This window comes from Streptomyces sp. NPDC006551 (assembly GCF_040611675.1).
Classification (GTDB): Bacteria; Actinomycetota; Actinomycetes; order Streptomycetales; family Streptomycetaceae; genus Streptomyces.
The window spans coordinates 39376-59166 of record NZ_JBEXOT010000023.1 but is presented as its reverse complement, the minus strand read 5'-3'; the positions used below and the strand labels follow the sequence as shown (position 1 = coordinate 59166).

General features: G+C 71.9%; 18 protein-coding genes. 10 read left to right on the top strand and 8 right to left on the bottom strand.

What is annotated here, in order from left to right; all coding sequences use genetic code 11:
• Positions 1-67: 67 nt before the first annotated feature.
• The 3 genes from ABZY12_RS21010 (at position 68) to ABZY12_RS21000 (ending at position 2388) form a co-directional block, all read left to right on the top strand.
• Positions 68-1219 carry an acyl-CoA dehydrogenase family protein gene (locus ABZY12_RS21010; RefSeq protein ID WP_356892430.1) on the top strand — a complete coding sequence of 384 codons (1152 nt, stop codon included), beginning with the start codon at positions 68-70 and terminating at the stop codon, positions 1217-1219.
• Between the two features lie 110 nt (positions 1220-1329).
• The gene (locus ABZY12_RS21005) at positions 1330-1617 is read left to right on the top strand and encodes a YiaA/YiaB family inner membrane protein (protein WP_356892428.1); all 288 of its coding nucleotides are present in this window, start codon (positions 1330-1332) and stop codon (positions 1615-1617) included.
• 135 nt (positions 1618-1752) lie between these two features.
• Complete coding sequence (locus ABZY12_RS21000; protein WP_356892426.1) at positions 1753-2388, top strand: TetR/AcrR family transcriptional regulator; 636 nt, start codon at positions 1753-1755, stop codon at positions 2386-2388.
• On the opposite strand, the gene ABZY12_RS20995 is transcribed toward ABZY12_RS21000, so the two are convergent.
• Positions 2379-2840, bottom strand: a complete 462-nt coding sequence (locus ABZY12_RS20995; RefSeq protein WP_356892424.1) for a MaoC family dehydratase — start codon at positions 2838-2840, stop codon at positions 2379-2381. The genes ABZY12_RS21000 and ABZY12_RS20995 overlap by 10 nt on opposite strands.
• Before the next feature lie 116 nt (positions 2841-2956).
• On the opposite strand from ABZY12_RS20995, the gene soxR reads away from it, so the two are divergent.
• On the top strand, positions 2957-3427 hold the full coding sequence (gene soxR, locus ABZY12_RS20990; RefSeq protein ID WP_356892422.1) for a redox-sensitive transcriptional activator SoxR: 471 nt from the start codon (positions 2957-2959) through the stop codon (positions 3425-3427).
• A gap of 89 nt (positions 3428-3516) precedes the next feature.
• Here soxR and ABZY12_RS20985 read toward each other — a convergent pair whose 3' ends face one another.
• The 3 genes from ABZY12_RS20985 to ABZY12_RS20975 all read right to left on the bottom strand — a co-directional run bounded on the left by ABZY12_RS20985 (position 3517) and on the right by ABZY12_RS20975 (position 6085).
• The gene (locus ABZY12_RS20985; protein ID WP_356892420.1) at positions 3517-4587 is read right to left on the bottom strand and encodes an RNA ligase (ATP); all 1071 of its coding nucleotides are present in this window, start codon (positions 4585-4587) and stop codon (positions 3517-3519) included.
• Positions 4588-4675: 88 nt separating this feature from the next.
• Positions 4676-5458, bottom strand: coding sequence for a 3-keto-5-aminohexanoate cleavage protein (locus ABZY12_RS20980; RefSeq protein ID WP_356892508.1), 783 nt, complete (start codon positions 5456-5458; stop codon positions 4676-4678).
• A 15-nt stretch (positions 5459-5473) separates the two neighbouring features.
• A complete protein-coding gene (locus ABZY12_RS20975; protein ID WP_356892418.1) occupies positions 5474-6085 on the bottom strand; it encodes a hypothetical protein in 612 nt (203 codons plus the stop codon).
• Positions 6086-6299: 214 nt separating this feature from the next.
• Here ABZY12_RS20975 and ABZY12_RS20970 point away from each other — a divergent pair, with 214 nt between their 5' ends.
• Complete coding sequence (locus ABZY12_RS20970) at positions 6300-9077, top strand: penicillin acylase family protein (RefSeq protein WP_356892416.1); 2778 nt, start codon at positions 6300-6302, stop codon at positions 9075-9077.
• A gap of 36 nt (positions 9078-9113) precedes the next feature.
• Here the strand turns inward: ABZY12_RS20970 and ABZY12_RS20965 are convergent, their stop codons facing one another.
• Both ABZY12_RS20965 and ABZY12_RS20960 read right to left on the bottom strand, forming a co-directional pair.
• Positions 9114-10331: an alpha/beta hydrolase gene (locus tag ABZY12_RS20965; protein WP_356892414.1), complete on the bottom strand. Its 1218-nt coding sequence runs from the start codon at positions 10329-10331 to the stop codon at positions 9114-9116.
• Positions 10332-10463: 132 nt separating this feature from the next.
• A complete protein-coding gene (locus ABZY12_RS20960; RefSeq protein WP_356892412.1) occupies positions 10464-11720 on the bottom strand; it encodes a DUF1343 domain-containing protein in 1257 nt (418 codons plus the stop codon).
• A 167-nt stretch (positions 11721-11887) separates the two neighbouring features.
• Between ABZY12_RS20960 and ABZY12_RS20955 the strand changes: the two genes are divergently transcribed.
• The 3 genes from ABZY12_RS20955 to ABZY12_RS20945 are packed head-to-tail and all read left to right on the top strand — an operon-like array spanning position 11888 to position 14938.
• Positions 11888-12652 (top strand): SDR family oxidoreductase, encoded by a 765-nt coding sequence (locus tag ABZY12_RS20955; RefSeq protein ID WP_356892410.1) that lies wholly within the window; start codon positions 11888-11890, stop codon positions 12650-12652.
• Positions 12649-14304 (top strand): AMP-binding protein, encoded by a 1656-nt coding sequence (locus tag ABZY12_RS20950; RefSeq protein WP_356892408.1) that lies wholly within the window; start codon positions 12649-12651, stop codon positions 14302-14304. The genes ABZY12_RS20955 and ABZY12_RS20950 overlap by 4 nt, the downstream gene beginning before the upstream one ends.
• A gap of 40 nt (positions 14305-14344) precedes the next feature.
• A complete protein-coding gene (locus ABZY12_RS20945) occupies positions 14345-14938 on the top strand; it encodes a TetR/AcrR family transcriptional regulator (protein WP_356892406.1) in 594 nt (197 codons plus the stop codon).
• A 7-nt stretch (positions 14939-14945) separates the two neighbouring features.
• On the opposite strand, the gene ABZY12_RS20940 is transcribed toward ABZY12_RS20945, so the two are convergent.
• Together ABZY12_RS20940 and ABZY12_RS20935 are read right to left on the bottom strand one after the other, a co-directional pair.
• Entirely contained in the window at positions 14946-16160 is a 1215-nt protein-coding gene (locus ABZY12_RS20940) for an acyl-CoA dehydrogenase family protein (RefSeq protein WP_356892404.1), read from the bottom strand.
• Between the two features lie 6 nt (positions 16161-16166).
• Complete coding sequence (locus ABZY12_RS20935; protein WP_356892402.1) at positions 16167-17219, bottom strand: phosphotransferase family protein; 1053 nt, start codon at positions 17217-17219, stop codon at positions 16167-16169.
• 134 nt (positions 17220-17353) lie between these two features.
• Between ABZY12_RS20935 and ABZY12_RS20930 the strand changes: the two genes are divergently transcribed.
• Together ABZY12_RS20930 and ABZY12_RS20925 are read left to right on the top strand one after the other, a co-directional pair.
• Positions 17354-18643 (top strand): glucarate dehydratase family protein, encoded by a 1290-nt coding sequence (locus tag ABZY12_RS20930; RefSeq protein WP_356892400.1) that lies wholly within the window; start codon positions 17354-17356, stop codon positions 18641-18643.
• 197 nt (positions 18644-18840) lie between these two features.
• The gene (locus ABZY12_RS20925; protein WP_356892398.1) at positions 18841-19779 is read left to right on the top strand and encodes an NADP-dependent oxidoreductase; all 939 of its coding nucleotides are present in this window, start codon (positions 18841-18843) and stop codon (positions 19777-19779) included.
• Positions 19780-19791 lie beyond the last annotated feature (12 nt).

Sequence of the window (19791 nt, the reverse complement as noted above, 5' to 3'; positions counted from 1 at the left end):
GCACATAGTAGGCGTGCACCCTGGAAACTAGCAGTGCTAATTAAATCGCCCGAAGGTCGGTGTCGCAGTGAATCTGGAGCTGAGCGAGGAGCAGGCGGCCGTACGGCAGCTCGCCGAGGACTTCGTCGCGCGCGAGGTCGCTCCCCATGTCGTCGCGTGGGACCGCGCCGAGAACGTCGACAAGTCGATCGTGAAGAAGCTCGGCGCGGTCGGCTTCCTCGGCCTCACCATCCCGGAGGAGTACGGCGGCTCGGGCGGTGACCACCTCGCCTACTGCCTGGTCACCGAGGAGCTCGGCCGCGGCGACTCCTCGGTGCGCGGCATCGTCTCCGTCTCGCTGGGCCTCGTCGCCAAGACAGTCGCCTCCTGGGGGAGCGAGGAGCAGAAGCGGGAGTGGCTGCCCCGGCTCACCGCGGGCGACGCGGTCGGCTGCTTCGGTCTGACCGAGCCCGGGACCGGCTCCGACGCCGGGAACCTGACCACCAAGGCCGTCCGCGACGGCGACGACTACGTCGTCAACGGTTCGAAGATGTTCATCACCAACGGCACCTGGGCCGATGTCGTCCTGCTCTTCGCCCGCACCAACGACACCCCCGGCCACAAGGGCGTCTCCGCCTTCCTCGTCCCCACCGACGCCCCCGGCCTCACCCGCCGCACCATCCACGGCAAGCTCGGCCTGCGCGGTCAGGCGACCGCCGAGCTGGTCCTGGAAGACGTCCGCGTCCCGGCCTCCGCCATGCTGGGGTCGGAGGGAAAGGGCTTCACCATCGCCATGTTCGCCCTGGCCAAGGGCCGCATGTCGGTCGCCGCCGGCTGTGTCGGCATCGCGCAGGCGGCCCTGGACGCCGCCGTCCGCTACGCCGGGGAGCGCGAGCAGTTCGGCAAGCCGATCGCCTCCTACCAGCTGGTGCAGGAGCTCATCAGTGACATCGCCGTCGACGTGGACGCCGCCCGGCTGCTGACCTGGCGGGTCGCCGATCTGATCGACCGGGGCGAGGAGTTCGCCACCGCCGCGTCGAAGGCGAAGCTGTACGCCTCCGAGGCCGCGGTCCGCTCGGCGAACAACGCCCTCCAGGTCTTCGGCGGTTACGGCTACATCGACGAGTACCCGGTGGGCAAGCTGCTGCGCGACGCGCGCGTGATGACGCTGTACGAGGGCACCAGCCAGATCCAGAAGCTGATCATCGGCCGCGCGCTGACGGGCGTCTCCGCCTTCTGAGTCCTCGCGACGAGTCCCGCGACGAGTCCCGCGACGGGGCCCCGCGATGAGTACGCGCTGAGTATCCGGACGGATGTGGCGGGCGCCACATCCGTTCGATGCTGTCCGGCATGAGCGACACACCGGTCAAGCAGCAGAACACGGCCGCCTACTACATGCAGGCCGTCATCTCCTTCGGGCTCGCCCTCGCGGCCGTGAGCATCGGCATCTTCAACCTGGACGCCGACGCCTGGGTGCGGTCCTTCCTCGCCATCGCGGTCCTCTACCTCACGACCTCCGCCTTCACCCTCGCCAAGGTGGTCCGCGACCGCCAGGAGGCCGGCCAGATCGTCAGCCGGGTCGACCAGGCGCGGCTCGAGAAGCTCCTCGCGGAGCACGACCCCTTCCAGAAGCTCTGAGCCGAGCCGGCTCTGAGTGAAGCCGACTCCGAGTGAGCCGTCTCCGAGTGCGCGGCTTCGAGCGCCGCTTCTCTAAGCGCTTGCTCAGCTTCGTTGTATGGTGTTCGTCCTGACCGGCTGGAGAAGGGGCGAACGATGAGCGCGGCGGACGCGGCGGAGGAGACGCCCGGCGGCGAGGACGTGCCGTGGGGCGAGGTCACGCCCGAAGCGGCCAGGCGGCTGCTGGTGGCGGCCGTCGAGGCCTTCGCCGAGCGGGGGTACCACGCCACCACGACCCGTGACATCGCCGGCCGTGCCGGGATGAGCCCTGCCGCGCTCTACATCCACTACAAGACCAAGGAAGAGCTGCTCCATCGGATCAGCCGCATCGGCCACGACAAGGCCCTGGAGATCCTCCGGGCCGCGGCCGACGGCGACGGCACGGCCGGTGAGCGGCTCGCCGACGCGGTGCGCTCCTTCGTGGGCTGGCACGCCGAACGCCACACCACCGCGCGGGTCGTCCAGTACGAGCTCGACGCGCTGGGCCCCGAGCACCGCGCCGAGATCGTGCGGCTGCGCCGCGAGTCCGACGCGGCCGTGCGCCGGATCATCGACGAGGGCGTGGAGGCGGGGGAGTTCGACGTACCGGACGTGGCGGGTACCACCGTCGCGGTGCTCTCGCTCTGCATCGACGTCTCGCGCTGGTTCAACACCCAGGGCCGCAGGACGCCGGACGAGGTCGGCGCGCTCTACGCCGACCTCGTCCTGCGGATGGTCGGCGCTCAGAAGTAGTAGCGCGACACCGACTGGGCGACGCACACCGGCTTGTCGCCGCCCTCGCGCTCCACGGTCACGGTCGCGGTCACCTGCACACCGCCGCCCGCCTCCGTCACCTCGGTCAGCACCGCGCCGGCGCGCACACGCGAGCCGACGGGCACGGGCGCGGGGAAACGGACCTTGTCGGTGCCGTAGTTGAGGCCCATCTTCATGCCCTCGACGCGCATGATCTGCGGGACGAGCGTCGGCAGCAGCGACAGCGTCAGATAACCGTGTGCGATGGTCCTCCCGAACGGACCGGCGGCGGCCCGCTCCGGGTCCACGTGGATCCACTGGTGGTCACCGGTCGCCTCGGCGAAGAGGTCGATCCGCTTCTGCTCGATCTCCAGCCAGTCGCTGTGGCCCAGCTGCTCGCCGACGGCGGCGCGCAGCTCCTCGGCGGAGGTGAAGATCCTCGGCTCTGCCATGTTCCCGCTCCCTGCCTCTCACCCGATGTCGCTCTACATCTAAGCGACTGCTTAGTTTGGCCGGGGTGGAGGGCTGTGTCAATGGGCCGGTGAGGCCGCGCAGTAGGGTTCGAGGGGTGCCACAGATTCCGGAGAAGATCCACGAGCTCACTGTCGGACAGCTCTCCGCGCGTAGCGGAGCGGCCGTGTCCGCCCTGCACTTCTACGAGTCCAAGGGGCTGATCACCAGCCGCCGCACCAGCGGGAACCAGCGCCGTTACGGCCGCGACACCCTGCGCCGGGTCGCCTTCATCCGGGCCGCCCAGCGCGTCGGCATCCCGCTGGCGACCGTCCGCGACGCGCTCGCCCAGCTCCCCGAGGAGCGCACGCCCACCAACGAGGACTGGGCGCGGCTCTCGGCGACCTGGCGCACCGAGCTGGACGAGCGGATCAAGCAGCTCGGGCGGCTGCGGGACCACCTGACCGACTGCATCGGCTGTGGGTGCCTGTCCCTGCAGAACTGTGTGCTGTCCAACCCGGACGATGTGATCGGCGAACGGATGACGGGCTCGCGGCTGCTGTCGGAGCGGCGCGCCGCGAAGGAGTAGCCCGGCGCCACGCCGGGACGGCCCGGGCATGGGGCAGGGGCCCGCCACCCCCGTGGGCGGGCCCCTGCGGTTCCCGGTGCGCGGCGGCTCTACTCGTACTCGGTGCCGCCCTTGCGGGTCAGATACGCCGGGCTGACCGCCTTGGCGATGGCACGGCCGCCCACGACGGGGCTGTACCGCTCGGTCGCCGGACGGATCACGACGCCCTCGCGCAGATGCAGCGCCCGCCCGGACACGGTCTCCCGGCCGCTCGCCAGGTCGAGCACCGTGGCGGGGTCGTACGGTCCCGCGTACAGCCGCGGTACGAGGGGCAGTTCGCCCGGCTCCAGGACGGCGGCCGCGTCCAGCCACCGCACTTCGCCGTCGATCTCGGCCGAGACGTCGAAGACGGCGTAACCGAGGCCCTGGGTGCGGGCGTCGGCGCCGTACCCGAGATCCTGCACGCCGGAGCCGTAGACCTCGCCGAACAGGCCGACCCGGCGCGCGCCGAGCCGCTCGGCCAGGCGCGCGGCGACGGCCGGGGCGTCATGGCCCAGGATCGCGCGCCAGTACAGATTCCGCGGATCCTCCTTGAGCGCCAGGCCCTTAGCGCCGAACCCCTTCGAGGAGACCTGGACCCGGCCGTCCTCGGCGAAGTACGTCATCAGACAGGCCGAACCGTGCAGCTTCTCCGTCAGGACCACCGGCTCGCCGGGCTCGAAGATGCCCGGATACCGCTGGAGGTTCTCGATGTCGACCCAGGGCAGGAGATCGGGCGCCGCCTCCACGTCCCCGCTCATCGTCGGCGGGATCGGCGGCGCCCATTTGGTGATCCCCAGCACCTCCGCGAAGTCGGTCCCCTCCGCGGCCGCCTGCACCAGGTCCACGTCCGCGAGCGCCTTGGGCCGGCACACCAGTCCCTGCGACAACTCGCCCCGCAGCCGTACCGCCTTGACCCGGTCCGAGGACTTTCCGGCGAGCCGCCCCGTCAGGCCCAGCTCGTCGACGAGCGCGGCGGGCAGCACGGCCTGCTCCGGGATGTAGAGCGCGGCGTCACCACTGCGATACGCACCCTTGGCGACGACGGCCCGATAGAGGCCCACCTGGGCCAGCTCGAGGGCGTCGGCGTTCGGGTGTGCGTGGACGGTCAGCAGTTCGGCGGTGACGCGCAGCGTCGACATGTCAGTTCTCCGGTCCCTCAGGTGTCGTTCTCATCGCCGGACACTCTGCCCGTGCCGAATTCCCCTGGGCGAACCGTTTTTCGCTCTGTTATAGGGAGCGTGCCGCCCCCGCCACGGCGGCCGTGACCAGCTCGGCGTTGGAGCCCGCCGGGCGCCCGTCCGGCAGGAACAACGTGTCCTCCAGACCGATGCGGGTCGCCAGGCCGAGGCGGCGGGCCAGGCGCAGGACCGGCCAGGCACCGGCGTCCTCGCCGTGAAGGAGGACAGGGGCGCGGCCCGGTGCGGAGCCCTGTTCGGTGCGGTGGCCGGGAGCGGAGGCCCGTTCGGCGAGGCGGCCGGAAGCAGGCCCCAGTTCGGCGAGAAGGGATTGCGCGGTCGCCTCCGCGGTCACCGGGTCCGGGTCCGTGACCTCCGCCAGGATCCGCAGGACCCGGGGAGCGAGGGGCGAACGAAGGAACCGCGCCGGGCCGTCCGTACCCGACCAGAGGCCCGCCTCCACCCCCACACCACGCTCCAGGAGCGTCGCCGCCAGCTCCTCCGCGCCCGGCTCGTGCCAGTTCACCGAGGCGTGGTCGGGGAGCACCGTCCAGGAGCGGACGCGCTCGACCCTCCGTACCGGATCGGGCTCCGCCCACGCACCGGTCGTCACTCCCACCGGGACGTCGACCGCCGCGCGGATCGCCGTCAGGGTCTCCGCCAGCACCCGGGGCGAGAGCGTGTCGCCGCCGCACGGCGTCTTCGGATGGACATGGACGTCCCGCGCCCCGGCGGCGACCGCTCGCGCCGCCTCCTCGGCCATGGCCGCCGGCGACATCGGCACGGCCGCCGAGTCCCCGGGCCCGCGGCCCCCGTTGAGACAGACCTGGATCAGCACGTCATTCGTGCCTCAGGCCGCCGACACCAGCCGGGGCAGGGACCTCTCCCGCGCCCGCGCCAGCGCCCGCGAGGTGAGGACCGCTCGGGGCACGACCACACCGCAGTCCCCGCACACCGGCCCGAACCACGGCTCGTCGGCCAGGTCGGGACGCCACTCGATCCGCTGCCCCGCGCACACCGGGCAGTGCTCGCCCGGGTCCGACTCCAGGGCGGCGATCAGCCGCCGCAGCACCTCGGCCAGCGGCTCCGACGGGTGGACGGCCGGATCGTCGCACCGCGCCACCCCGTTGCCGCCCCAGGTCCGCCGGTGCCAGTCGTCGAGCGCGCCGGGCCGGCGCAGCCCGTCGTGCTTCTCCCGCCGTCGACGCTCGGCGAACTCCCTCTCGTACGCGAGCCACACCGCCCGCGCCTCCTCCAGCTCCTCCAGCGCGGCCACCAGCCGCCCAGGATCGAGTTCGCGGTCCTCGGGCCCGAACCTGTGCCTGCGGCACAGGTGGTCCCAGGTCGCACGGTGCCCGTAAGGGGCGAACCGCTCCAGGCACTTGCGCAGGGAGTACCTGCGCAGCGCCGTGTCGCACCCCGGATCGCGCACCTGTCTCGCAAGACTCCGGAAACCGGCCATCGCTCCGCACCTCCGTCGCTCGTACTTCGGCGTCAAGGACGTTATGGGATGGACGAACGAGTGCCCCGTCCTGTTCCATTCAAAATTCGATGGGCCCCATCAGAAGACCGGAAACGACCGTTGTGGGGATTCGGAAAAAGTGACGGTTGCTCACCTTACCGACCGGTCCTACCGCCAGTAACCTCCGGCGCATCGGCCTCCCCGAGGAGCAACCATGCGACGACGCACCGGACGACTCAGAATCACCCTCGCCGCCGTACTCGCGCTCGGCGCGGGCCTGTCGGCGCCCCTCCCGAACGCCTCGGCCACCGCCGGGACACCCGTGCCCGACCTCTGCGGAAGCCAGTGCGCGGACATCCTGCCGCCCGGGCAGAACGGCAACGCCACCCTCGCCGACATCCTCGCGCACCGGACGCTGGGGACCCGCCCCGCCCACTCCTCCGACCAGCTCGGGCGTTACGACGCGCTCGTCGGCGGATACGGCACGCTCACCGACGCCAAGCTGGCCGAATTCTTCAACGACTCCTCCTTCGGCGTACCGGCCGACCAGGTCGAGTCGGTCACCCGGCCCCGCGAGGACGTGACCATCACCCGGGACAAGAAGACAGGCGTCCCGCACATCAAGGGCACCACCCGCTACGGAACCGAGTTCGGCGCCGGGTTCGCCGCCGCGCAGGACCGGCTCTGGATGATGGACCTCTTCCGGCACATCGGCCGCGGCGAACTCACCTCCTTCGCCGGCGGCGCCCTCGCCAACCAGGGACTTGAGCAGCAGTTCTGGCCCCAGGCCCCGTACACCGAGGCCGACTACGAAGCCCAGATCGCCCACATCAAGGCCAACGAGGGCGAGCGCGGCGCGCTCGCCATGGCCGACGCGCAGGCGTACGTCGACGGCATCAACGCCTACCGGAAGGCGGCGAAGGACGGGCGCTACTTCCCTGGCGAGTACGTCCTCACCGGCAAGGTCGACGCGATCACCAACATCGGCGAGATCCAGCCCTTCAAGGTCACCGATCTGATCTCCATCGCCTCCGTCGTCGGCGGCCAGTTCGGCGGCGGAGGCGGTGGCGAGGTCCAGGCCGCGCTCTCCCTGCTCGCCGCGCAGAAGAAGTACGGCGTGGTGGAGGGCACCCGGGTGTGGGAGTCGTTCCGCCAGCGTAACGACGCCGAGGCCGTCCTCACCGTGCACGACGGCACCTCCTTCCCGTACGCCGAGAAGCCCGCGCGGCCGCGCGGCACCGCCCTGCCCGACCCCGGATCGGTCCGTCCCGAACAGCTCGTGTACGACCGCACCGGGTCGGCCGGCACGGACACCAAGTCCCCGCTGAAGGCACCGAAGCAGCTCAGGCCCGCCCAGGGGATGTACGACGACGGTGTCATCGACCCGCGTTCGCTCGACCCGAAGAAGGGCATGTCCAACGCCCTGCTGGTCTCCGGCGCCCACACCGCTAGCGGCAACCCGGTCGCCGTCTTCGGCCCGCAGACCGGCTACTTCGCCCCGCAGCTGCTGATGCTCCAGGAGCTCCAGGGGCCCGGCATCTCCGCCCGCGGCGCCGCCTTCGCCGGTGTCGGCATGTACGTCCAGATGGGCCGGGGCCAGGACTACGCCTGGTCCGCCACCTCCGCCGCCCAGGACATCACCGACACCTACGCGATCGAGCTCTGCCAGGACGACGTCCACTACCTCCACCACGGCGTCTGCGTCCCCATGGAGAAGCTGGAGAAGCACAACGCCTGGCAGCCGACCGTCGCCGACTCCACCGCCGCCGGCTCCTACCGGATGCGGGTCTGGCGCACCAGGTACGGCATCGTCACCCACCGCGCCACGGTCGGCGGCAAGCCCGTCGCCTACACGACCCTGCGCACCACCTACCGCCACGAGGCCGACTCCATCATCGGCTTCCAAATGCTCAACGACCCGTCGTACGTCAAGGACGCCCGCTCCTTCCAGCAGGCCGTGTCCCACATCGACTACGCCTTCAACTGGTTCTACGCGGACTCCCGGGAGGCCGCCTACTTCAACAGCGGCATGAACCCGGTCCGGGCCGCCGGCGTCGACCCGGCTCTCCCCGTCAGGGCCGAAGCCGCCTACGAATGGCGCAACTTCGACCCCACCGACAACACCGCCGCGTACACCCCCTTCGCCGCGCACCCGCAGTCGATCGGCCAGGACTACTACATCTCCTGGAACAACCGGCAGGCGAAGGACTACAACACCGCGGGCTTCGGCTTCGGCGCCGTCCACCGCGGCGACCTGCTCGACCAGCGGGTCCGGCGCCTCGTCGAACAGGGCGGGGTCACGCGTGCCTCCCTCACCCGGGCCATGGCCGAGGCCGGGGTCACCGATCTGCGCGGTGAGCAGCTGCTGCCCGAACTGCTGAAGGTGGTCCGCACCGCGCCCGTCACCGACCCGGCGCTCGCGACCGCGCTCCAGCAGCTCGACTCCTGGCGCGCCGCCGGAGCACCGCGCAAGGAGACCGCGCCCGGCTCGCGCACGTACGGTCACCCCGACGCCGTACGGATCATGGACGCGTGGTGGCCGCTGCTGATCGAGGCCGAGTTCCGGCCCGGCCTCGGCGACGAGCTGTACACCGCGCTGACGGCGAGCCTGGCGACGGACGAGTCACCGGGCGCGAGCCACGGCCCCACCGGCGCGCACGGCGGCTCCGCCTTCCAGTACGGCTGGTGGGGCTTCGCCGACAAGGACCTGCGCCAGGTCCTCGGCCGGCCGGTCCAGTCCCCGCTGGCGCGGACGTACTGCGGCGGCGGCGACCCGGCCGCCTGCCGTGGCGCCCTGCTCGCCACGCTGAAGCAGGCGGTCGCGAAGTCCCCGGCCCAGGTCTACCCCGGCGACGACAGCTGTGCCGCGGGCGACCAGTGGTGCGCGGACTCCCTCCAGCACCGGGCACTCGGCGGTATCACCCACCCGGGCGTGAACTGGCAGAACCGGCCCACCTACCAGCAGGTGGTCGAGTTCCCGGCCCACCGCTGAGGGGCGAACGCCCGGGCCGGGCCGGATCGGACGGCACTACCGTCCGATCCGGCCCGCCCGGGCCACCACCCGCGCCAGCTCCGGATGGCAGATGTCACTGTGCTCGCCGACCACCTCGGCCGCGTCCACGCTGACGCACCCCGACGCCGGCATCCCGCCGTTCAGCGCGGCGGTCAGCGTGAGTGCGACCGTGCCCCGCACGGCCTGGATGCCGTCGTGGCCGATCGCCCACCAGCGTTTGTCGCTGCCGAGGAGCGAATCGGCGTCCCGGGCCAGCCGGGAGGCCAGCGGATAGATCACCCCGAGCGCGGTGTCGTGACGTGAGTAGCAGGCGATCACGGGCCCGTCGACCCGTCCCTGGAGATCGCGCAACGCCCCGCCCTTGCCCGGCTCGTGCGGCAGACTCGCCGCGAACGCGTAGTGCGAGAAGGCCCCTTGGAGCAGCGTCACCGACTTCACGTTCTCCGCGCCGGCGGGCAGCCCGCGCAGCGCGTACGCGACGAGCCGGGCGCCCATGCTGTGTCCGACGAGATGGATCCGCAGACCGGGGGAGGAGCGGGCGAGAGCGCCGAGAAGGGGGCCGAGCCCGCGCTCGCCGACGGTGCCGGCCCGCCGCTTCATCGTGTAGTACGTGGCCTGGCGCAGCGCCTCACGCGCTCCTTTCCAGTAGCGCCCGAGCCGGCCGCCGAACGCCTCGCGCGGGGTGGGCACGGTGCCCGGTCCCGCCGCCTCCTCCAGGCCCTCGGCGAACATCGCGCAGACCGCGACGGGATCACCGAGGAGGAAGTCGGGCACCTCCGGCGCTCCGGGGTCTCCCGCGAAGCCGGCCGATGCCGAGCCGGTGTCGGTCAACTCCCTCAGGAGGTCGCCGAATTCGGTGAACGCGGCCTCGTCGTCCGGCTGGTCCCGCAGCAGGACGGCGAGCCGCTCCACCACCGGCTCCTTGCCGGGATGCGCCGCCGCTACGGCCTCGAAGTCGGGGATCGGCTCGTCCGAGAACATGATCGAGGGCCACACCACCCCCACGTACCCGACCCGTGTCCCGGGCCGCAGCACCTGAGGGAAGGGGGCGAAGAACGCCGCGTACAGACGGTTGGCCACGGACGGTGTGTTGTTCCACCCGTGGGCGAACATCACCAGATCCGTGACGCCCTGCGCGGCGAGGGCCGAGAGCGCCTCGCGCTGCCCGGCCGCGCCGTCGCCGTCCTTGTCGAAGGTGATCTCCCGGTACGGCTCCACACTCATCCCGGCCATGGTCTGCCCCGTCCCTCCACGTCGAGGTGCGCTGCTCCACGGGCATTGTGCCCGCGCGGAGGTGCGGCCAGACGTTCGGCACGGGCGCGCCGCCGAGACTCATCTGGCCGTCAGGGGGTGCACCCCACCCGTTCAGCGGTAGAGCAGATACTCCTCGCGCACGGCGCGGAAGGCGGCCAGATCCGTCGCCCACGCGCCCACCACCTCGTCCGCGTCCGCGCCCGCGTCGATCAGGGTGCGTACGCGGGTCGAACCCGTCAGCTTGTCGATCCAGTTGTCGGGGCGCCAGGCGAAGCCGCTCCACGACCGCTTGGCGCTGATCAGCAACCCGATTCCGGTGCGTACGGGGTCGAAGGCCGCCCGATCGTGCACTTGGACCTGCACCCCGCCGACCGTCCTGCCCTGGAACTTGGAGAAGGTCGGGGCGAAGTACGCCTCACGGAACCGCACGCCCGGCAGCTCCAGGGCGTTCGCCGCCTCCGCCCACCGCCGGTCGACGCCCTCGGCGCCGAGGAGTTCGAAGGGGCGGGTCGTGCCCCGTCCCTCGGAGAGGTTGGTGCCTTCGAAGAGGCAGGTGCCGGGGTAGACGAGCGCGGTGTCGGGCGTCGGCATGTTGGGGCTTGGCGGCACCCACGGCAGCCCGGTCGCGTCGAAGAACTCCGCGCGCCGCCAGCCCGACATCCGCACGGTCTCCAGCTCCACCGGCCTCGTCAGGAACTCCCCGTTGAACAGCCGGGCCAGCTCCGCCACCGTCATCCCGTGCGCCTGCGCGATCGGCTCCCGCCCCACGAAGGTCGCGAACGCCCGGTCGAGGACGGGGCCGAGCGCCGCCCGCCCGGTCACCGGGTTCGGCCTGTCCAGGACGACGAACCGTTTCCCCGCCAGCGAGGCGGCCACCATGCAGTCGTACAGCGTCCAGATGTACGTGTAGAAACGCGCGCCCACGTCCTGGATGTCGAAGACGACCGTGTCCACGCCGGAGGCGGTGAAGACGTCCGCGAGCGGCTGACCGCTCTTGAGGTACGTGTCGTAGACGGGCAGCCCGGTCGCCGGGTCGTCGTAACGGCCCTCCGAGCCACCCGCCTGAGCGGTGCCCCGGAAACCGTGCTCGGGGCCGAAGACCGCCACCAGGTCGACGCGGTCGTCGGCGTGCATGACGTCGACGATGTGGCGGACGTCGGAGGTGACCCCGGTCGGGTTGGTGACGACGCCGACCCGCTCCCCGGCGAGCGGGGCGTAACCATCGGCGGCCAGCCGTGCGAAACCGGTGCGGATCCGGTGGGGCCGGTCGTGCGCGACGGCGGCGGGGGCCCCGACGGCCGTCGCGCCCAGCCCCAGCGCGCCACCGGCGGCCAGCAGACCGCGTCTCGACAGGTTCGACGGGCTCATACGGAGACCTCCTTGATCGCCTTCCCTGACATGGGCACGCACGCTAGCGCGCGGACCGCCCGCGGGGAACGAGGCGTGCGCGGCGAGCCCCCGGCGAAGAGGGCTTCCCAGGCAACATACCGACTGGTTAGTCTGCTGACACTGTCGCAACGGAGAGGCGGATCCCGATGAGTACGGTGCAGGGCGCTGGAGTGGTCGTCACGGGTGCGGGAGGCGGAATCGGGGCCACGCTGGCCCGGCGCTTCGCCGCCGAGGGGGCCCGGGTCGTCGTCAACGACCTCGACCCCGGCCGTACCAAGGCCGTCGCCGAGGAGATCGGCGGCACCGCCGTTCCCGGCGACGCCTCCGCGATCGTCGAGGAGGCCCGCGAGGCTCTCGGCGGCACCGTCGACGTGTGGTGCGCCAACGCCGGACTCGCCTCGCCGGGCGACGCCTTCGCCGACGAGGCCGTCTGGGCCGCCGCCTGGGACGTGAACGTCATGGCGCATGTCCGCGCGGCCCGCGCCCTGCTGCCCGACTGGCTGGAACGCGGCAGCGGCCGCTTCGTCTCCACCGTCTCCGCCGCCGGCCTGCTCACCATGGTCGGCGCCGCGCCCTACAGCGTCTCCAAGCACGGCGCGTACGCCTTCGCCGAATGGCTCTCCCTCACCTACCGCCACCGCGGCGTCAAGGTCCACGCCATCTGCCCCCAGGGCGTGCGTACGGACATGCTCACCGCCGCCGGATCGGCCGGCGAACTCGTCCTCGCCCCCACCGCGATCGAACCCGAGGACGTCGCCGACTCGCTCTTCGACGCCATCGAGGCCGACCGCTTCCTCGTGCTCCCGCACCCCGAGGTCGCCGACTACTACCGGGCCCGCGCCGCCGACCCGGAGCGCTGGCTGGGCAACATGAACCACATCCAGCGGAAGTGGGAAGGGGCGGGCCGATGACCACGAAGGAGTCGATCTACGCCGCGATGCCCTGGCTGGCGCAGCTCAGCGAGGCCCAGCGGGCGCCCATCTCCCCGCCGCCCACCGTGCTCCACGCCTTCCGGGCCGCCGTGGCCCGCACCCCCGAGCACCCGGCCCTCGCCTACTTCGACGCCCGTCTGAGCTACCGCGAGACCGACGCCCTGTCCGACTCCGTCGCCGGTCACCTCGCCGCCCGCGGGGTGGAGCGGGGCGACCGGGTCGCCCTCATGCTCCAGAACAGCCCGCACTTCGTCCTCGCCCTGCTCGGCGCCTGGAAGGCGGGCGCCACCGTCGTCCCGCTCAACCCGATGTACAAGTCGGGCGAGGTCGGCCACGCCCTGCGGGACTCCGGGGCCACCGCGCTGATCTGCTCCGACCGCGCGTGGGTGAGCCATCTGCGGGAGACCGCCGCCGACTCTTCCGTACGGATCGCGCTCACCGCCTGCGAACGCGACCTGCAGACCCGCGACGACCCCCGGGTCCTCGGCTTCGACCGCGTCGCCACCGACGTCGACGACCTGCTCGCCGTCGCCCGCGCCGGACACCCGGCCCCCGCGAACCGCGAGCTCGACGGCGACGACGTGGCCCTGATCAGCTACACCTCCGGCACCAGCGGCACCCCCAAGGGCGCCCTCAACCTGCACCGAGGGGTGATCCACAACGCCGAACGCCAGCGCACCGGGCACCCCGTCCCGCCGGGCGCCGGCTACTTCGCGCTCGCCCCGCTCTTCCACATCACCGGCCTCGTCTGCGAACTCTCCGCCTGCTTCGCCAACGCCGGTACCCTCGTCCTCGCCTACCGCTTCGACGCCGGCGTGGTCCTGGACGCCTTCCTGGAGCACCGGCCCGCCTACACCGTCGGCCCCTCCACCGCCTTCATGGCGCTCGGCGCCCACCCCGAGGCCACCCGCGACCACTTCTCCTCCTTCGTGGTCGTCTCCTCGGGCGGTGCCCCGCTGCCGCCCGCCCTCGTCGAGAAGTTCCGCGCCGGATTCGGCCCGTACATCCGCAACGGCTACGGCCTCACCGAGTGCACCGCGCCCTGCGCCTCCGTACCGCCCGAGAAGGAGGCGCCCGTCGATCCGGCCTCCGGAACCCTCTCCGTCGGCGTCCCCGGGCCCGACACCGTTGTCCGCGTCCTCGACGAGACCGGCGCCGAGGTCCCCTTCGGCGAACAGGGCGAGATAGCCGTCCGCGGCCCCCAGGTCGTCCCCGGTTACTGGGGGCTGCCCGAGGCCACCGCCGCCACCTTCCCCGACGGCGAGCTGCGCACCGGAGACATCGGCTTCATGGACGCGGACGGCTGGCTCTACGTCGTCGACCGGAAGAAGGACATGATCAACGCCTCCGGATTCAAGGTCTGGCCACGGGAGGTGGAGGATGTCCTCTACACCCACCCGGCGGTCCGCGAGGCAGCCGTCGTCGGCATCCCCGACGCCTACCGCGGGGAGACGGTCAAGGCGTACGTGAGCCTGCGCCCGGGGGCGAGCGCCGAGCCCGCCGACCTCTCCGCCTACTGCGAGCAGCGGCTCGCCGCGTACAAGTATCCGCGCGAGGTCGAGATCCTGGCGGAGCTGCCCAAGACGACAAGTGGGAAGATCCTCCGAAGGGAACTGCGTTCCCCCCGATGACCCCCGAATGATGACGAGCACGACGGAAAGGCGGCGGCGCATGGCCAGGACGACGGACGGGAGCGGCACCCCCGTCCCCCAGAGGCTGCTGGCCGCCGCCACCCGGCTCTTCGCGGAGCGGGGGTACGACCGCACCTCCGTCCAGGAGATCGTGGAGGCGGCGGGCGTCACCAAGGGTGCGCTCTACCACTACTTCGGCTCCAAGGAGGACCTCCTCCAGGAGGTCTACTCCCGGGTGCTGCGGCTCCAGCAGGAGCGGCTCGACGCCTTCGCGGACGCCGACGCCCCCGTGGAGCGGCGGCTGCGCGACGCCGCCGCCGACGTCGTCGTCACCACGATCGACAACCTCGACGACGCGTCGATCTTCTTCCGCTCCATGCACCACCTCAGCCCGGAGAAGAACAAGCAGGTACGGTCCGAGCGCCGCCGCTACCACGAGCGCTTCCGCGCCCTGATCGAGGAGGGGCAGCAGGCCGGGGTGTTCTCCACCGCGACCCCGGCCGACCTGGTCGTGGACTACCACTTCGGCTCGGTGCACCACCTGTCGACCTGGTACCGCCCGGACGGCCCGATGACGCCGCAGCAGGTCGCCGACCACCTCGCCGACCTGCTGCTGCGCGCCCTGCGCCCGTAGATTCGCGCTAGAGGTACTTCTTCAGCTCCCGGCGCGCCAGCGAGCGCTGGTGCACCTCGTCGGGGCCGTCCGCCAGCTTCAGCGTCCGCGCCCCGGCCCAGAGCTCGGCCAGCGGGAAGTCCTGCGAGACACCGCCCGCGCCGTGGACCTGGACCGCCTTGTCGAGGATGTCGACCACCGCGCGCGGGGTCGCGATCTTGATGGCCTGGATCTCCGTGTGCGCGCCGCGGTTGCCGACGGTGTCCATCAGCCAGGCGGTCTTGAGGACGAGGAGCCGCAGCTGCTCGACCGTCACCCGGGCGTCGGCGATCCAGTTCTGCACGACCCCCTGCTGGGCGATCGGCTTGCCGAAGGCCGTACGGGATACGGCCCGGCGGCACATCAACTCGATGGCCCGCTCCGCCATGCCGATCAGCCGCATGCAGTGGTGGATGCGGCCCGGGCCGAGGCGCGCCTGGGCGATCGCGAAGCCGCCGCCCTCCTCGCCGATCAGGTTCGAGGCCGGCACGCGGACGTCGTGGAAGAGGACCTCCGCGTGACCGCCGTGGGAGTGGTCCTCGTAGCCGTACACCTGCATCGCACGGCGCACCTCCACGCCCGGGGTGTCGCGCGGCACCAGGATCATCGACTGCTGGCGGCGGACGTCCGCGCCGTCTGGGTCCGTCTTGCCCATCACGATGAAGATCTTGCAGTCGGGGTTCATCGCACCGGAGATGTACCACTTCCGGCCGTTGACGACGTAGTCCCCCCCGTCGCGCTCGATCCGGGTCTCGATGTTCGTCGCGTCCGACGAGGCCACCTCGGGCTCGGTCATCGCGAACGCCGAGCGGATCTCCCCGGCCAGCAGCGGCTCCAGCCACTGCTTCTTCTGCGCCTCGTCGCCGAACTGGGCGAGCACCTCCATGTTCCCGGTGTCCGGGGCGGCGCAGTTGAGCGCCGTGGGCGCCAACTGCGGGCTGCGGCCGGTGATCTCGGCCAGCGGCGCGTACTGGAGGTTGGTCAGTCCCGCCCCGTGCTCCTCGTCGGGAAGGAAGAGGTTCCACAGGCCCTGCCCGCGGGCCTCGGCCTTGAGCTCCTCGACCACGGCCGGGGTGTCCCACGGCGAGGCGAGCCGCGCCCGCTGCTCGTGGGCGACCTGCTCGGCGGGGTAGACGTACTCGTCCATGAAGGCGAGCAGCTTCGCCCGCAGCTCCTCGGTGCGCGCGTCGAATGCGAAGTCCATGGCTGATCAGCCTTCCTGGAGGGTGGTGAGGCCGTGCTCGATGAAGACGGGGACGAGTTCGCCGATGCGGTCGAAGCCGGCGCCGACGGTCTGGCCGAGGGTGTAGCGGTAGTGGATGCCCTCGAGGATCACGGCGAGCTTGAACCAGGCGAAGGCCGTGTACCAGGAGATGGCCGAGGTGTCGCGGCCCGAGCGGGCGGCGTACCGCTCGATCAGCTCGTCGGGCGCGGGGTGTCCGGCGGCGGCCGCGGTCGTGCTGACGGGGGAGTGGGGGATGTCCAGCTTCGCGCTGTACATCACCAGCAGGCCGAGGTCGGTCAGCGGGTCGCCGAGGGTGGACATCTCCCAGTCCAGGACGGCCTTGATGCGGTCGTCCTCGCCGATCAGGACGTTGTCGAGGCGGTAGTCGCCGTGCACGACGGTCGCGGCGGGGGAGGCGGGCAGGTCACGGCCGAGGGTGGCGTGCAGCTCGTCGATGCCGGGCAGGTCGCGGTTGCGCGAGGCGTCGAGCTGCTTGCCCCAGCGGCGCAGCTGCCGGTCGAGGAACCCTTCCGGGCGCCCGAAGTCGCCGAGGCCGACTTCGGCGGGGTCGACGGCGTGCAGATCGACGAGGGTGTCGACCAGTCCGAGGACGGCGGCCCGGGTCCGCTCGGGCCCGAGCGGGGCGAGCTGGCCGGCCGAGCGGTACGGCGTTCCGTCGACGAACTCCATGACGTAGAACGGCGCTCCGAGGACGCTGTCGTCCTCGCAGAGCAGCACCGTCTCCGGGACCGGCACGGCCGTCGGGTGCAGGGCGCTGATCACCCGGTGCTCGCGCTTCATGTCGTGGGCGGTGGCCAGGACATGGCCGAGCGGGGGCCGGCGCACCACCCACCGGCCGGTGCCGTCGGTGACGACGTAGGTGAGGTTGGACCGGCCGCCCTCGATCAGCCGAGCGGTGAGCGGGCCGGCCACCAGTCCGGGCCGCTCGCGGTCGAGGAACCCGCGCAGCTGCTCGGGGTCGAGACCCGGTGGGGGTACCTCCCGCGTCGCGGACTGCGGGGGAGGGGCTGAGCTCATCGTGCGTACCTCCGGAAGCGGTCGTGGGGTCGGCGCCCATGATGACCGACCAGTCGGTATGTCGTCCAGGGCGGGACCTGAAATGCTCTTCCGGGGGCTGGCCCCTGGATCTGGTCCATGAATAGGGTTCACATATGAATTCAGAGCTGCTCGTCGAGGAAGTCCGGCTGACCCCGATCCTCATCTCCGACCCCCCGCTGCTCAACACCCAGGGAGTGCACCAGCCCTACACGCCCCGGCTCATCGTCGAAGTGGTCACGCGCGGCGGTGTCGTCGGTCTGGGCGAGACCTACGGCGACGGCGGGTATCTGGAGCTCGCCCGGCCCCTCGCCGTGGCGCTGCCCGGCCGCTCGGTCACGGACGTGAACGGTTTGTTCGCGCTCGCCGGGGAGGTGTGCGGGGACTCGACGGCCACGGACGGGCGGGTCGACGCGGGCGGGCTGCGAGGCGTGCAGACGGTGGACAAGCTCCGCCTCTCCGTCGTCTCCGCCTTCGAGGTGGCCTGCCTGGACGCCCTCGGCAAGACGCTCGGCCTCCCGGTCCACGCCCTGCTCGGCGGCAAGGTCCGCGACTCCGTCGAGTACAGCGCCTATCTCTTCTACCGCTGGGCCGCCCACCCCGACGGCGGCGAGGCGGACGACTGGGGCGCGGCGCTCGACCACGCCGGCGTCGTCGCCCAGGCCCGCCGCTTCGACCGTAGGTACGGCTTCCGCTCGTTCAAGCTCAAAGGGGGCGTCTTCCCGCCGGAGCGGGAGATCGCCGCGATCCGGGCCCTGGCGGAGGCGTTCCCCGGCCGCCCGCTCCGTCTCGACCCCAACGGCGCCTGGTCCGTGGAGACGTCCCTGGCCGTCGCGCGGGAGCTGAAGGACGTCCTCGAGTACCTGGAGGACCCGGCGAGCGGCACGGAGCCGATGGCCGAGGTGGCGGCCCGTACGGACGTACCGCTCGCGACCAACATGTGCGTCACCACCTTCGAGGAGGTGCCGACGGCCTTCGCCCGTGACGCGGTACGGATCGTGCTCTGCGACCACCACTACTGGGGCGGCCTGCACCGCACCCGCGAACTCGCCGCGCTCTGCCGCACGTACGGGGTCGGCCTGTCGATGCACTCCAACACCCACCTCGGCATCAGCCTCGCCGCCATGACGCAGGTCGCCGCCACCCTCCCCGACCTCCACCACGCCTGCGACACCCACTACCCGTGGCAGACCGAGGACGTCGTCACCGTCCGGCCCGTCTTCCGCGACGGCCGGCTCGCGGTCTCCGACGCCCCGGGCCTCGGCGTCGAACTGGACCGGGACCGCCTGGCGGCCCTGCACCGCCGCTGGCGCGACGACGACGGCACGATGCGCGACCGCGACGACGCGGCGGCGATGCGGGTGGCGGACCCGGCGTGGACGACGCCGGAAGTCCCGCGCTGGTGATGAGTCGAGGGTGTCGAGGCCGCGGGTGATGAGTCGAGCGATGCGGGGACGGACTCGGCTCGGTGGTCGTCCCCGTGCCCGTCGTGCTTCTACCCCTGGGCCTCGGCGAACGCGTCGCCGTACTCCGCCGACGGGATGACGTCCGACCGGGGGAGTCCCGCTTGCGAGGTGGGGGCACCGCCTCGATGGTTCGGGGTATGAAGGCGATCAGCTACAGCCGTTACGGCGGACCCGAGGTGCTCGAGTACGGCGAGCGGCCCGATCCGAAGGTCGGACCGGACGACGTGCTCGTGAAGGTGCGTGCGGCGGCCGTGAATCCCGTCGACTGGAAGGCGCAGGCCGGACACCTCGACGGGATGATGGACGCCGTCTTCCCCGTCATCCCCGGCTGGGACGTCTCCGGAGTCGTCGTGCAGCCCGGAGTCTCCGTCACGGAGTTCGCCGTCGGTGACGAGGTCATGGGCTATGTCCGCGAGGACTTCCTCTCCCGTGGCACCTTCGCCGAGTACGTCGCCGCCCCCGTCCGCACCCTGGCCCGCAAGCCCCGCACCATGGGCTTCGAGGAGTCCGCGGCCCTGCCGCTGGCCGGACTCACCGCCTATCAGGTGTTGCGCCAGGCGCTGGCCGTGCGCTCGGGCGAGACCGTCCTCGTGCACGCGGCGGCCGGCGGCGTCGGCTCCATGGCCGTCCAGATCGCCCGTCACCTCGGCTGCCGGGTCATCGGCGCGGCCCGCGAATCGGGCCAGGACCGGATCAGGGAGCTCGGCGCCGAGCCGGTCCTCTACGACGAGCACACCTTCGCCAAGCAGGTCCGCGCCCTCGCCCCGGCGGGCGTCGACGCCGTCCTGGACACCATCGGTGGCCCGTTCCTCAAGGTCACCCCCGAGGTGCTCGCACCCGAGGGGCGGCTGGCCTCGGTCGCCGACGGCGAGGTCATCGGCCTCGGCGGCCGCTACTTCTGGGTCCGCCCGGACCCCGACGACCTCGCCGCGCTCGCCGTCCTGGCCGAGGAGGGCGTCCTGACGGTACGGGTCGCGAAGACGTACCCGCTGGAACAGGCGGCCGACGCCCAGCGCGCCAACGCGGAGGGCGGCCTGAACGGAAAGGTCGTGGTCACGGTGGAGTGGCCCGACTGACGTCACCCGGTC

Excerpts from the sequence above, each read along its gene's own strand:
- ABZY12_RS21005 (WP_356892428.1), top strand. The coding sequence starts at position 1,330 with ATGAGCGACACACCGGTCAAGCAGCAGAACACGGCCGCCTACTACATG.
- ABZY12_RS21000 (WP_356892426.1), top strand. The coding sequence starts at position 1,753 with ATGAGCGCGGCGGACGCGGCGGAGGAGACGCCCGGCGGCGAGGACGTG.
- ABZY12_RS20995 (WP_356892424.1), bottom strand. The coding sequence starts at position 2,840 with ATGGCAGAGCCGAGGATCTTCACCTCCGCCGAGGAGCTGCGCGCCGCC.
- ABZY12_RS20985 (WP_356892420.1), bottom strand. The coding sequence starts at position 4,587 with ATGTCGACGCTGCGCGTCACCGCCGAACTGCTGACCGTCCACGCACAC.
- ABZY12_RS20975 (WP_356892418.1), bottom strand. The coding sequence starts at position 6,085 with ATGGCCGGTTTCCGGAGTCTTGCGAGACAGGTGCGCGATCCGGGGTGC.
- ABZY12_RS20970 (WP_356892416.1), top strand. The coding sequence starts at position 6,300 with ATGCGACGACGCACCGGACGACTCAGAATCACCCTCGCCGCCGTACTC.
- ABZY12_RS20965 (WP_356892414.1), bottom strand. The coding sequence starts at position 10,331 with ATGGCCGGGATGAGTGTGGAGCCGTACCGGGAGATCACCTTCGACAAG.
- ABZY12_RS20960 (WP_356892412.1), bottom strand. The coding sequence starts at position 11,720 with ATGAGCCCGTCGAACCTGTCGAGACGCGGTCTGCTGGCCGCCGGTGGC.
- ABZY12_RS20955 (WP_356892410.1), top strand. The coding sequence starts at position 11,888 with ATGAGTACGGTGCAGGGCGCTGGAGTGGTCGTCACGGGTGCGGGAGGC.
- ABZY12_RS20950 (WP_356892408.1), top strand. The coding sequence starts at position 12,649 with ATGACCACGAAGGAGTCGATCTACGCCGCGATGCCCTGGCTGGCGCAG.
- ABZY12_RS20945 (WP_356892406.1), top strand. The coding sequence starts at position 14,345 with ATGGCCAGGACGACGGACGGGAGCGGCACCCCCGTCCCCCAGAGGCTG.
- ABZY12_RS20940 (WP_356892404.1), bottom strand. The coding sequence starts at position 16,160 with ATGGACTTCGCATTCGACGCGCGCACCGAGGAGCTGCGGGCGAAGCTG.
- ABZY12_RS20935 (WP_356892402.1), bottom strand. The coding sequence starts at position 17,219 with ATGAGCTCAGCCCCTCCCCCGCAGTCCGCGACGCGGGAGGTACCCCCA.
- ABZY12_RS20930 (WP_356892400.1), top strand. The coding sequence starts at position 17,354 with ATGAATTCAGAGCTGCTCGTCGAGGAAGTCCGGCTGACCCCGATCCTC.
- ABZY12_RS20925 (WP_356892398.1), top strand. The coding sequence starts at position 18,841 with ATGAAGGCGATCAGCTACAGCCGTTACGGCGGACCCGAGGTGCTCGAG.